The 12,577-nt window shown below is 60.1% G+C and carries 9 protein-coding genes; 3 read left to right on the forward strand and 6 right to left on the reverse strand.

Going from position 1 to position 12,577, the window contains the following annotated elements; all coding sequences use genetic code 11:
• Positions 1–7: 7 nt before the first annotated feature.
• The 4 genes from J2Y39_RS18105 to rpsU form a co-directional block, all read right to left on the reverse strand.
• Positions 8–3,754, reverse strand: a complete 3,747-nt coding sequence (locus J2Y39_RS18105) for an EAL domain-containing protein (RefSeq protein WP_310219010.1) — start codon at positions 3,752–3,754, stop codon at positions 8–10.
• Between the two features lie 125 nt (positions 3,755–3,879).
• Complete coding sequence (rpoD, locus tag J2Y39_RS18110) at positions 3,880–5,727, reverse strand: RNA polymerase sigma factor RpoD (RefSeq protein WP_024014550.1); 1,848 nt, start codon at positions 5,725–5,727, stop codon at positions 3,880–3,882.
• 67 nt (positions 5,728–5,794) lie between these two features.
• A complete protein-coding gene (dnaG, locus tag J2Y39_RS18115; RefSeq protein ID WP_150743558.1) occupies positions 5,795–7,759 on the reverse strand; it encodes a DNA primase in 1,965 nt (654 codons plus the stop codon).
• A gap of 486 nt (positions 7,760–8,245) precedes the next feature.
• Positions 8,246–8,461 (reverse strand): 30S ribosomal protein S21, encoded by a 216-nt coding sequence (rpsU, locus tag J2Y39_RS18120; protein WP_002551877.1) that lies wholly within the window; start codon positions 8,459–8,461, stop codon positions 8,246–8,248.
• Positions 8,462–8,660: 199 nt separating this feature from the next.
• Here rpsU and tsaD point away from each other — a divergent pair, with 199 nt between their 5' ends.
• Entirely contained in the window at positions 8,661–9,686 is a 1,026-nt protein-coding gene (gene tsaD, locus J2Y39_RS18125) for a tRNA (adenosine(37)-N6)-threonylcarbamoyltransferase complex transferase subunit TsaD (protein ID WP_039757706.1), read from the forward strand.
• 23 nt (positions 9,687–9,709) lie between these two features.
• Here tsaD and plsY read toward each other — a convergent pair whose 3' ends face one another.
• Positions 9,710–10,279 (reverse strand): glycerol-3-phosphate 1-O-acyltransferase PlsY, encoded by a 570-nt coding sequence (gene plsY / locus J2Y39_RS18130; RefSeq protein ID WP_310219012.1) that lies wholly within the window; start codon positions 10,277–10,279, stop codon positions 9,710–9,712.
• Between the two features lie 74 nt (positions 10,280–10,353).
• Between plsY and folB the strand changes: the two genes are divergently transcribed.
• Both folB and folK read left to right on the forward strand, forming a co-directional pair.
• Positions 10,354–10,710 (forward strand): dihydroneopterin aldolase, encoded by a 357-nt coding sequence (folB, locus tag J2Y39_RS18135; protein ID WP_016772885.1) that lies wholly within the window; start codon positions 10,354–10,356, stop codon positions 10,708–10,710.
• Positions 10,701–11,219, forward strand: a complete 519-nt coding sequence (gene folK, locus J2Y39_RS18140; protein WP_122699657.1) for a 2-amino-4-hydroxy-6-hydroxymethyldihydropteridine diphosphokinase — start codon at positions 10,701–10,703, stop codon at positions 11,217–11,219. Before folB ends, folK begins: the two co-directional genes overlap by 10 nt.
• An 85-nt stretch (positions 11,220–11,304) precedes the next feature.
• Here folK and J2Y39_RS18145 read toward each other — a convergent pair whose 3' ends face one another.
• Entirely contained in the window at positions 11,305–12,534 is a 1,230-nt protein-coding gene (locus J2Y39_RS18145) for a multifunctional CCA addition/repair protein (protein ID WP_310219014.1), read from the reverse strand.
• Between the last annotated feature and the right edge of the window lie 43 nt (positions 12,535–12,577).

A 12,577-nucleotide genomic window follows, 5' to 3' on the forward strand; every position in this document is an offset into this window, starting at 1 on the left:
CCGCGGATTATAGCGACGGTTTCGCGGCTGTGCTATCCGAAAAATCCGATACGGTTACATGCAGAAACGTCGCGGCGAATTCGTCCGGGGGCAGCGGCAGGCTGACGATGTAGCCCTGGATCTGTTCACAACCTTCTGCGGCGAGGAATTGTTGTTGCGCCTGGGTTTCCACGCCTTCGGCAATCACGGTGAATTGCATGCTGCGGCCGAGCGCGATGATGGCGCGCACAATGGCCGCGTCGTGGGGGTCGTCAGGCAGTCCGCGGACGAAGGACTGGTCGATCTTGAGGATGTCCAGCGGCAGGCGTTTGAGATAGCTGAGCGAGGAGTAGCCGGTGCCGAAGTCATCGATCGCCAGTTGCACGCCGAGGTGTTTGAGCTGGTGCAGCACTGCCAGCGCCTCTTCGGCCTGACTCATGATGAAATTCTCGGTAATTTCCAGTTGCAGTAAATCCGGCCTGAGGCGGTTGTCCTTGAGCAGTTGCTCGATGCGCACCAACAGGTTCGGCTGACGCAGCTGCGCGCCAGCGAGGTTTACCGAGAGCGGCCCGAGCGGTTGGTAGATCCGGCTCCACTCGAACATTTGCCGGCAAGCGGTTTCGAGCACCCAGTCACCGATCTGCAGGATCATGCCGTTCTCTTCGGCCAGCGGAATGAAATGCTCGGGCGGCACGTCGCCGAAGGTTGGGTGGCGCCAGCGAATCAGCGCCTCTGCACCGACCAGACTGTGGTCGACCAGGCTGATTTTCGGTTGGTAATAGAGAAACAGCTCATCGCGCTCGATGGCGCGGCGCAGTTCGTGTTCCAACGCTACGCGCTCGCTGGCTTGGGCGGTGAGGTCGCGGGTGTAGCTTTCGACGCGGTTACGCCCCTTGGCTTTGGAGCGGTACATCGCCGCGTCCGCGTTTTTCACCAGGGTGGCGACATCGCAGCCGTCGCGGGGATAGAGGCTGGTGCCGATGCTCGCGCTGATAAAAAACTCGTGTTCGCCGGCCTGGAACGGCGCACCGAAGCAGTTGAGCAGTTTCGTCGCGATGTTGTCGGCATCGCTGGCTTGCTGCAGGCCCGGCAGCAGAATGATGAACTCGTCGCCGCCCAATCGCGCGACCGTGTCGATATCGCGCAATTGTTCTTTCAAGCGCACGGCAATGCCCTTGAGCAACAGGTCGCCGACCGGGTGGCCGAGGCTGTCGTTGATGTGTTTGAAGCGGTCGAGATCGAGAAACAGCACCGCGCCCTGGCCGCCATTTTCCTGCTGGCTGGTCAGGGCCATTTGCAGGCGGCTCTCGAACAAGGTGCGGTTTGGCAAGCCGGTGAGCGGGTCGTGGTGAGCCTGGTAATCAAGCTTGGCCTGCGCATGCTTGAGGCTGGAAATATCGGCGAACACCGCGACGAAGTGAGTGATGAACTTGTCGCGATTGCGCACCGCGCTGATGGTCAGCCAGCTTGGGTACAGCTCGCCGTTCTTGCGCCGGTTGGAAATCTCGCCTTGCCAGTGGCCTTCGTCAGTCAATTGGTGCCACATCGCCGCGTAGAAAGCGCTGTCATGCAGCCCTGACGCCAGCAAGCGTGGCGTGTGGCCCAGTGCTTCGCTTTCGCTATAGCCGGTAATTTCGGTGAAGGCACGATTGACGGCGCTGATGTGTTGTTGAGTATCGGTGATCAACACGCCCTCGGCGGTGCTCTCGAAAACGGTCGCGGCCTGCTGTAGTTTTTCCTGCATGAGATGGCGTTCGGTGATGTCGCGGGCGATGGTCAGCATGCAATCCTCGTCGCCGATCGGCAGCGGTCGACTGGACACTTCGCACAGGCGAATCTGCCCGTCGCTGCGACGGATGTGGCAAGTGAAGTCGCGGACAAACCCGTCGCGCTTTAGCAGATCGAGCATCTGCTTGCGTTCGTTGAGGTTGACCCAGATGCCCAGGTCCAGTGTCGACCGATCCACCGACATGGCGCTGTTGAAACCGGTGATGCGGCTGAAACCTTCGTTAACCTCCAGCAGCAGGCCGTCGCTCTGGCGCGACAGCAACAGGCCGTCGGGCGACGCATGGAAAGCCTTGGCGAATTTTTCTTCAGAGGTTTGCAGTTGCTGTTGGGTTTCCTTGAGCTGGCTGATGTCGCGAACTACCACCACCAGCGCCGGGGTGGTGTCGAGGTCGAAAGGCTCGGCGGAAATCAGCCCGGTGAACAATTGGCCGTTGTTGCGGCGAAAGGGCATTTCCAGATTACGGATGCTGCCGGCCTGCAAACGCTGCAAGAGGCCCGGCCCGACCCCGGGAATGCCCCAGATATTGAGGTTGGTGGCGGTCTGCCCGATCACATCCTCGGCCCTGAGGCCGATCTGCTCCTCGAAGGCCTCGTTGACCTCCAGCAGGCAGCCGTCGGACAGGCGCGCAATCACCAGAATGTCCGGGCATTGCTCAAACACCGAAGCGAACTTCTGCTCGGACAGCCGCAGCGCTTCTTCGGTGCGTTTGATTTCGCTGATATCGATCATCAACCCGCGCATCACCGGTTCGTGGCCATGCTCGATCAGGCTGACAATGTCGCGCACCCACAGGCAGCGGCCGTCGGCGGTGATCACGCGATAGTCGACGATGTGATCGCGGCCCTGGCGCAGCGCTTCCCTGCAATAGTTTTGCGTGCGGGTCAGGTCGGCGGGGTGAATGATGTTGTGCCAGAAACCCGGAATCAGCCAGTGAGACTGTGGATACCCGAGCAGGTCTTCAGCATGGGGCGAAACATAGCTGTAGGTGAAGTCGCTCATCCGCGCTTCCCAAGCGATCGCCGACAAGCTCTCCACCAGACCGCGGTAGTGATATTCGCTGCTGCGCAATTCCTGTTCGAGGTCGATGCGCCGGGAGATTTCCGAGCTCAGGCGGCGGTTGATGCGAATCACCACGGCCAGCACCGTCATCAACAACAACAGACCGGGCAGGCCATACATCAGCAGATCTGACCAGAATGTGCGGTGGTCGAGCACATTACCGACCCAATGTTCCTGAATGCTGCTGATTTCCGCCGGTGTCATGTCGGCCAGGACTTTATCGAGAATGCCCACCAACATCTTGTTGTCGCGGGGCACGGCCATCGCCAGTTGATAGCGATACGGGGTTTCGCCGCTGACGTAGAGGCCGTCGAGTTTGAGCTGGCGCAGGCTCCAGACGCTGGAAGCCAGATCGCCGACCACCGCGTCCACTTCATCGGTCGCCAGGGCTTGCAGCGCCGAACTGACATTGGGCATGGCCACCAGATTCAGATCGGGATGGTGAGTGCGCAGCAGTTCGTGGGGAGCGTAGTTTTCCACTACGGCGATTTTCAGACCGTACAGGTCGTCGAGTTTGCGCGGCTGGGCCCCGCCGACATGGGCCAGAATGACGATCGGGAAGTCGAGGTACGGCCGGGTAAATGACAGGTAATTCTGGCGTTCCGGCGTGGACATGATTCCCGGCAGCAAATCGATCTTGCCTTTTTTGACCTGCTCCAGCACCACCGTCCAGCTTGCCGGTTCGATGGGCGTCAGCTTGATCGCCAAACGTTGGCGAATCACGTCGATATAGTCAGCGGCGAGACCCTGATAGCGGTTCTGGTCGTCACGAAATTCGAAAGGCGGCCACGATGCATCAACACCCAGGCGCAAGTCAGGGTGAGCCGCCAGCCAGCTGCGTTCTTCATCGGTGAGAGTCAGCGCGTCAGCCGTGGCGGTGCAGATCATCAATGACAGCAGAAAAAGCACGGGCGCCAGTCTGGGCATAACGCTCTCGTCAGGGCTTGGGATGATTGTTTCGAGTGTAGACGGGGTACGCGACGGGGAGGGCGGAGCGGGGAATTTAATCTGCCATAAAACAAAACCCCCGGCCTGGGCCGGGGGTTCTGGTATCACTCGTCGAGGAAGGAGCGCAGATGCTCGCTTCGCGTCGGGTGGCGCAGCTTGCGCAGCGCCTTGGCTTCGATCTGACGGATCCGCTCACGCGTTACGTCAAACTGTTTGCCCACCTCTTCGAGCGTGTGGTCGGTGTTCATGTCGATACCGAAACGCATGCGTAGTACCTTGGCTTCACGGGCAGTGAGGCCGGACAGCACTTCGCGAGTCGCTTCCTTCAGGCTTTCCACTGTGGCGACATCGATTGGCGACTGCATGGTCGAGTCTTCGATGAAGTCGCCCAGATGGGAGTCTTCGTCATCACCGATCGGGGTTTCCATGGAGATCGGCTCTTTGGCGATCTTCAGTACCTTGCGGATCTTGTCCTCAGGCATTTCCATGCGTTCGCCCAGCTCTTCCGGAGTCGGTTCGCGACCCATTTCCTGCAACATCTGCCGGGAAATACGGTTGAGCTTGTTGATCGTCTCGATCATGTGCACCGGGATACGGATGGTGCGCGCCTGGTCGGCGATCGAGCGAGTGATCGCCTGACGGATCCACCAGGTGGCATAAGTCGAGAACTTGTAACCGCGACGGTATTCGAACTTGTCCACCGCCTTCATCAGGCCGATGTTGCCTTCCTGGATCAGATCGAGGAATTGCAGGCCGCGGTTGGTGTACTTCTTGGCGATCGAGATCACCAGACGCAGGTTGGCTTCAACCATCTCTTTTTTCGCGCGGCGGGCCTTGGCCTCACCGATCGACATGCGACGGTTGATGTCCTTGATTTCTGCGATGGTCAGGCCGGTCTCGGTTTCCAGCGCAATCAGCTTCTGCTGGCAACGGATGATGTCCGGCTGCACGCGACCGATGGCTTCGGCGTACTTGCTCTTGCCTTTGGCCAGGGCGTCGGACCAGCTTTCGTCGACTTCGTTGCCCGGGAACTGACGCAGGAAATCGGCGCGCGGCATACGTGCATCACGTACGCACAGCTGCATGATCGCGCGCTCTTGCTGACGCAGGCGATCCAGGGCACTGCGTACACGCTCGACCAGGGCTTCGAATTGCTTCGGCACCAGTTTGATCGGCATGAACAGCTCGGCCAGGGCCAGCAACTCGGCAACGGCTGCCTTGTTGTGACGACCGTGCTTTTTCAGGGCCTTGCGGGTGATTTCCATCTGGTCGGCGACGGCACCGAAGCGCTGCGCAGCGATGACCGGATCCGGACCGCTTTCGGCTTCTTCTTCATCGTCGGAAGATTCGGCATCATCGTCGTCGGTATCGTCGTCGGCCTTGACGGCTTTCGGGTCAACCGGCGGCGGCACTTCTGCCGCAGGCGGCGCGATGCCGTCGTCCGGGTCGATATAACCGCTCAGGACGTCGGACAGGCGACCACCTTCGGTGGTGACGCGGGTGTACTCGGAGAGAATGTGGTCAACCGTGCCTGGGAAGTGCGCAATCGCGCTCATCACTTCACGAATGCCTTCTTCGATCCGCTTGGCGATTTCGATTTCGCCTTCACGGGTCAGAAGCTCGACCGTACCCATTTCACGCATGTACATGCGCACCGGGTCAGTGGTGCGACCGATATCGGTCTCCACCGCCGCCAACGCAGCGGCTGCTTCTTCCGCAGCGGCCTCGTCGGTATCGGCGTCGGCCAACATAAGGGCGTCCGCATCCGGAGCACTCTCGTGTACGGGGATCCCCATGTCGTTAATCATGCGGATGATGTCTTCCACCTGCTCCGGATCTGAAATATCCTCGGGCAGGTGGTCGTTGACCTCGGCGTAAGTCAGATACTTCTGCTCACGACCCAGTTTGATCAACTCAATAATACGAGACTGCTGTTGCGCTTTTCCGGACATAACACCCTATCCACTGAAGGTCTTGGCGGGCAAAAAACAAGCCGAGGATTATACCTGAGCTATGACCTCACGCGCCAGTTGAGGTCGGGTTTGATGCGGAAACATTGCGACTTAAAAGGTCGCGCAGTTGATTTTTCTCTTCGACGCTCAGTTCGCTTTGCCGCGCTTTCCTGAGTAACTGTTCGAGATTTCGCTCGCGTTGGCGGGCGGACAAGCTAGTAATGGTGTCGAAAAACTGTTGTTCAAGGTTATCTCCGTCAATCAGCCATTCCTTTTCTGCCAGCGCCTTGAGTAAGCGACCCTGTTCAGTACCGTGCCATCGCGCGATCAGCTGAAATGAGTTTAGCTTGGGATTCTTCTGTACGGCTTCGAGCAGCGCCACAAGCAGCTGGGCGTTGGTCTGATTTTCATCGGCAATGTGCCCGGCGTCTTCGACGCGCTTGGCCAGTTGCGGATGATGGAGCAATGTGCGCAGTGCCGTCAGGGTTGGCGATTCAACGCCAATCGGTGTACGCGGGCGCTGCTGTTCGCGATCGCCACCACGTTTGCCGTTCTTGTCCCACGGTTTCTTGTCCCACTTCTTGCCGCCGGCGCCGGGTTTCTTCGGCGTCCATTCCTGCTGCGGCACATACATGTCCTGTGCCTGCGGCTGATGGTAGTCGCTGTAGTCCGGCATGGCGTCATAATCGAAGCCCGGATCGTAGGCGGGCGGTGCTTCCTGCGGCGCACTCTGAACCAATTGGCTGACGGTCTCGCTGCTCAGGCCGGTAATCTCGGTCAGGCGCTGACGCATGAGGATGCGCAGGTTCGCTCCCGGCACCTTGTCGATCAATGGTGCGGCGAGGGTGGCCATGTGTGCCTTGCCCTCAAGAGAGCGCGGGTCGGCTTCTTCGGTCAGTTGCTGGAAAAAATAATCGGCCAGCGGCTGCGCGTGCTGATTGATGCGCGCCTTGAAAGCATCGGTGCCTTCGGCGCGAACCAGGGTGTCCGGGTCTTCGCCTTCGGGCAAAAACAGGAACCGCGCGCGACGACCGTCCTGCAGGCACGGCAGGGTCGCTTCCAGTGCGCGCCAGGCCGCGTTGCGGCCGGCCTGGTCGCCGTCGAAGCAGAACAATACGTTCGGGACGACGCGGAACAAGCGCTTGAGGTGTTCTTCGCTGGTCGCGGTACCCAGCGTGGCGACGGCATTGCGCAAGCCTTGCTGGGCGAGGGCTATGACGTCCATGTAACCCTCGACGACGATGATTTCGTCGAGGTTGCGATTGTTCTTGCGTGCTTCATAAAGGCCGTAGAGTTCCTGGCCTTTATGGAATACCGGGGTTTCCGGTGAGTTCAGGTACTTGGGCTTGTCGTCGCCCAGTACGCGACCGCCGAAGGCGATGATCCGTCCGCGGGTATCGCGAATCGGGAACATCACGCGATCGCGGAAGCGGTCATAGCGTTTGCCGGTTTCGGCGTTCTCGATCAGCAGGCCAGCTTCGATCATGGCCTTCTGTTGCAACGTGTCGCTGCTCAGATGCTTGAGCAGGTTGTCCCAGCCCGGCGGCGCAAAACCGAGGCCGAAATCCCGAGCGATCTCGCCCGTCAGCCCGCGCCCCTTGAGGTAATCCACCGCAGCCTTGCGCGACGGATGACTCTTGAGTGCCTGCCGGTAAAAATCAGCGGCGGCGGTCAGCAGCGGGTACAGCGGCGAATCGGTCGGCTGGCGCGGCTTGCGCTCGCGACCGCTTTCTTCGCGGGGGATTTCCATGCCGGCGGCTTTGGCCAGATCTTCGACGGCCTGGGGGAAGTCCAGGTTGTCGTGATCCATGAGAAAGCCGAGGGCGTTGCCGCCGGCGCCGCAACCGAAGCAGTAATAGAACTGTTTGTCGGGGCTGACGCTGAATGACGGGGTTTTCTCTTTATGGAACGGGCAGCAGGCGGTGTAGTTCTTGCCGGCCTTCTTCAATTGCACGCGCGAGCTGACCACGTCGACGATGTCGGTGCGGTTCAGCAGGTCGTCAATGAAGCTCTGGGGAATCAGCCCGGCCATGGCGTTCTCGTCGTCTGCGCTGCAATAAATCCGTTGCGACAGGCCGTCGGACGCGGGCCATTGCTGGAAACGCACAAAAAGTGCGGCTCGACCGGTGTCGTCTGCGTAATCGCTGTCGGGAAGTGTATCTGCCGAAAATCCACTGACGTTAGTACCTATCAGTCTTCGACTATGTGAAAGTGTTGCGCTGAATCCGCTGACGGCCGATTGTCGACCTCGGATAGCTCAATAAAGCGGGCACGCATGCAGGTGCCTTGGGCTGATCGTCGTAAGAGGAATCAGTGGGTGTGCTCGTCAGTAGCCTTGAAAGGCTCGTCAGAAAAGACGTGCACCGCTGGCAAAAGAGCCAGGCCTGACGCGGTGAAGCAGATTTGTCTCGGTCGCATCGGCGGCGTCGACGGTGAAGCATCAAGCGTTTTACGCAAATGCCATTAGCCCGGCTGAGGGCCGGGCTTAGGCAAGAAGCTTGCTACGAACGTCTGTGGATTAGTACAGACGAACGGCGCGGCGCTGTTCGCGCTGAACTTTCTTGGCGTGACGCTTAACAGCGGCTGCTGCCTTGCGCTTACGCTCAGAAGTTGGCTTCTCGTAAAATTCGCGGCTACGAACTTCAGCCAGTACACCGGCTTTTTCGCAGGAGCGCTTGAAACGACGCAGAGCTACGTCGAAGGGTTCGTTCTCTTTTACTTTGACGGCTGGCATCCAGAGCTACCTTCATTCATTACCGGGGTCAACATCCTCGCGGCAAAAGAGCACTTGAAGACGTCGGTTTTTAAGGGTTGCGGATGTTAACCCCTCATCGCTCGGAATGCAAAGCCTCTGATCGAAAACCGCTGGTCGGGGCATCACGTGGCGACTATTATGCGCGCCTTCGAATTCAGCCTAAACAAGGCGCAAACCCATGCTAGTACTGGGATTAGAAACCTCCTGCGACGAAACCGGCGTCGCATTGTATGACAGTGAACGCGGTCTGCTGGCCGACGCGCTGTTCAGTCAGATCGACCTGCACCGTGTCTATGGCGGTGTGGTGCCGGAGCTGGCCTCGCGTGACCACGTCAAACGCATGCTGCCCTTGATCCGTCAGGTGTTGGCCGAGGCCGACTGTGTGCCGACCGAGATCGACGCAATCGCCTACACCGCAGGTCCTGGCCTGGTCGGCGCGCTGCTGGTCGGTGCATCCTGCGCGCAGGCGCTGGCGTTTGCCTGGGGCATTCCGGCGCTTGGCGTGCACCACATGGAAGGCCACTTGCTGGCGCCGATGCTGGAACCGAAACCGCCGGAATTCCCGTTCGTCGCTTTGTTGGTTTCCGGTGGCCATACCCAGTTGGTTCAGGTCGACGGCATTGGCCAATACAGCCTGCTCGGCGAGACGCTCGACGATGCGGCCGGTGAAGCCTTCGACAAAACCGCAAAAATGATGGGCCTCAATTACCCCGGCGGGCCGGAAATCGCCAAGCTGGCCGAGAAGGGCGTCGCAGGACGTTTCACCTTTCCGCGTCCGATGTGTGATCGCCCGGGTCTGGACTTCAGTTTCAGCGGCCTGAAAACCTTCGCCCTCAATACCTGGCAGCAATGCGTCAGCGCCGGGGACGACGGCGAGCAAGCCCGTTGCGACATCGCGCTGGCGTTCCAGCAGGCCGTGGTGGAGACTTTGACCATCAAGTGCAAGCGCGCCCTGAAACAGGCGGGCATGAAGCGACTGGTGATTGCCGGCGGCGTCAGCGCCAACAAGGCGTTGCGGGTTTCGCTGGAAAAAATGCTCGGCGATATGAAGGGTGATGTGTTCTATGCGCGCCCGGAGTTCTGCACCGACAATGGCGCGATGATCGCATTTGCCGGTTGCCAGCGCCTGAAGGCCGGCCAGCAGGAAAGTCTGGCAATCACCGTGCAGGCACGCTGGCCAATGGAGCAGTTGTCGGCGCTGTAATGAGCGACGCTCATGGACGGCAGTCAGAAATGCCGTTCGCGCCCGGCAAACAGGTCGCGTAGATTGCCGCGATGGCGCCAGACAATCAGCAAGGTCAGCGCGCTCATTGGCAGCAAGGCTTCCGGCTCCTGCCAGGCCAGCAATGGCAGGGTCAGTGGCGTGGCAATCAGCGCCGCCAGCGAGCTGGTGCGGGTCAGGTAAAACGTCAGTAGCCAGGCACATACTGCCAGCAGCGCGGCGGGTGGATACAGGCCGAGCAGCATGCCTGCGGCAGTGGCAACGCCTTTGCCGCCGCGAAAGCGAAAGTACAAAGGGAACAGGTGACCGATCACGGCGCACACGCCGACCCAGGCCTGATCCTGCACTGAAAGGCCCGCGCCCGAGGCGATCAGCACCGGCAGCAGGCCTTTGCACAGATCACCGAGCAGGGTCAGGATCGCCAGTTTGCGACCGGCCAGGCGCAGCATGTTGGTGGCGCCGGCATTACCCGAGCCACTCATTCGCGGATCCGGATTTCCGGTCAGGCGGCTGAGCAAAATGGCAAAGGACAGCGAGCCGAGCAGGTAGGCGAGAATCGCCAGTAACCAAAACATGCTAACTATTCCGGGCGAGGACGCCCTGATTCTAACGGCGCATCGCGCCCTTGTCGTGCAGCGGAGAGAAGTGCTTGGACAGAGTGTTTATCGAGGGCCTGGAAGTCGACACCGTGATCGGTGCCTACGACTGGGAGCGCGGCATCCGTCAGTGCCTGCGTCTTGATCTGAGCTTCGCCTGGGACAATCGCCCGGCCGCCGCCGGTGACGACCTGACCCTGGCGCTCGATTACGCCAGTGTTTCCACGCGCATTCAGGCCTTCGCCGAGCAGGCGCAGTTCCAGCTGGTCGAAACCTTCGCCGAGCGTCTGGTTGAAGTGCTCATGGCCGAATTCAAGATCACTTGGGTGCGACTGAAACTGACCAAGCCGGGCGCCGTTCCAGCGGCCAAGGGTGGTGTGGGTGTGGAGATCGAGCGCGGATGTCGCTGACTCAGGTCTACCTCGGGCTCGGTAGCAATATCGAGCGCGAAACCCATTTGCGCGCCGGTCTCGATGCGCTGGCCACGTTCCTGGTGGATATCCGTTGTTCGGCGGTGTTCGAGAGCCAACCGGTGGGCATCAAGAGCGGGCCGTTCTTCAATTTCGTGGTCTCGGCGTACACCGATCTGCCGTTGATGGAGCTTGACCGCCGCTTGAAATTCATCGAGGCGGACAACGGTCGTTATGCCCCGGATCGCAAAGGTCTGCCGCTGGATATCGACGTGCTGCTGTATGGCGATCTGGTGGGTAATTTCGATGGATTGATGCTGCCGCGTGCGGAAATCCTGAAAAACGCATTTGTGCTGTGGCCGCTGTCGTTGATTGCGCCGGATCGGGTGCATCCGGGGGTGGGCAAGAGCTTTGCGACGTTGTGGGCTGAGGCGCAAATTGATCAGGTGTTGGCGCCGGTTGCGTTCGAATGGCGGGGGGAGCAGCTCACGCCTTCGGATTTGCGGTGATATCAAATGCGCTTTCGCGAGCAGGCTCGCTCCCACATTGGATTGAGGTCTCCTGTGGGAGCGAGCCTGCTCGCGAAGTTTTTTATCAGGCTGTCGCCGCCTCTTTGTAGGCTTTCAACGCCTTCAGTCGTTCCCGCTTCAGCGCTTCACCCAGTTCCGGCCCCTTGAAGCCCTTTTCCAGCAGCGGCTGCACCGCCACCGCTCGCGCAGCTTTCGCCGCTCCGCGCAAATAATCCGCCTGTGGATAACTGCGCTGCTCCAGGCCCTTGCGGCCACGGGCGTCCATCTCGCACGCGGCGATAAATTCCTCGAAGCGCTGTGGCCGGCGATAGATATCGAAACTTTGCAGCAACTCCAACAGCGTCGAGGCTTTCAACTCGAGCGCCCGGTGCCCATGGGTGTGGTACTGCCCCACCAGCAGCGCCAGTTCCTGACAGTCCTTGGGGACCTTGAAGCGCTCGTTGACCGCTTTGATCAGCTTCAGCCCGGTGTGCTCATGGGCGATATGCCGAGGCCATTCGTCTTCCGGCGTCAGGCCTTTGCCCAAGTCGTGCAGCAGGCAGGCCCAGCGCACCGTCAGCGGCTGCCTGTGCAGGGCTGATTGCTCCAGCACGCTCAGGGTGTGCAAGCCGGTATCGATTTCCGGGTGATGAGTTTCCGGCTGGGGTACGCCGAACAGGGCATCGATTTCCGGTATCAGCTCTTTGAGCGCGCCGCAGTCGCGCAATACCTGGATGAAGACCTGTGGATGGTCTTCCAGCAACGCCCGGGAAATTTCCTTCCAACTGCGTTCGGCAGTCAGAGCCTGCAGTTCGCCGGACTGGCTGAGCTGGCGCATGAGATCCATGGTTTCGTCGGCAACCGTGAAACCCAATCCTGCGTAGCGCGCAGCAAAACGGGCAACACGCAGGACACGGAGCGGATCTTCGGCGAATGCCGGGGATACATGGCGCAGGATTCGCGCTTCAAGATCGCGCTGGCCATGGTACGGATCGGTAAGGTTGAGCTGATCGTCCTCGGCCATGGCATTGATCGTCAGGTCGCGGCGAATCAGGTCTTCTTCAAGCGTCACTTCGGGACTTGCGTAGAAGGTGAAGCCGCCGTAACCGCGACCGCTTTTGCGTTCCGTACGGGCGAGGGCATATTCCTCACCGGTTTTGGGGTGTAGAAACACCGGAAAATCGGCGCCAACCGGGCGGTATCCCTTGGCGAGCATTTCCTCCGTGGTGGCGCCCACCACGACCCTGTCGATGTCAGTGACCGGCAACCCCAACAGGCGATCACGTACTGCGCCGCCAACCTTGTAAACCTGCATAAAAAACCTCCGTCAGTCCGACAGGATAACCCTTGCGTCAGAC

Source organism: Pseudomonas sp. 2957, from assembly GCF_031456345.1.
GTDB lineage: Bacteria > Pseudomonadota > Gammaproteobacteria > Pseudomonadales > Pseudomonadaceae > Aquipseudomonas > Aquipseudomonas siliginis.

What these genes read in the sequence shown, in the direction of transcription:
- J2Y39_RS18105 (WP_310219010.1), bottom strand. Translation starts at nt 3,754, where the DNA reads ATGCCCAGACTGGCGCCCGTGCTTTTTCTGCTGTCATTGATGATCTGC.
- rpoD (WP_024014550.1), bottom strand. Translation starts at nt 5,727, where the DNA reads ATGTCCGGAAAAGCGCAACAGCAGTCTCGTATTATTGAGTTGATCAAA.
- dnaG (WP_150743558.1), bottom strand. Translation starts at nt 7,759, where the DNA reads ATGGCCGGGCTGATTCCCCAGAGCTTCATTGACGACCTGCTGAACCGC.
- rpsU (WP_002551877.1), bottom strand. Translation starts at nt 8,461, where the DNA reads ATGCCAGCCGTCAAAGTAAAAGAGAACGAACCCTTCGACGTAGCTCTG.
- tsaD (WP_039757706.1), top strand. Translation starts at nt 8,661, where the DNA reads ATGCTAGTACTGGGATTAGAAACCTCCTGCGACGAAACCGGCGTCGCA.
- plsY (WP_310219012.1), bottom strand. Translation starts at nt 10,279, where the DNA reads ATGTTTTGGTTACTGGCGATTCTCGCCTACCTGCTCGGCTCGCTGTCC.
- folK (WP_122699657.1), top strand. Translation starts at nt 10,701, where the DNA reads ATGTCGCTGACTCAGGTCTACCTCGGGCTCGGTAGCAATATCGAGCGC.
- J2Y39_RS18145 (WP_310219014.1), bottom strand. Translation starts at nt 12,534, where the DNA reads ATGCAGGTTTACAAGGTTGGCGGCGCAGTACGTGATCGCCTGTTGGGG.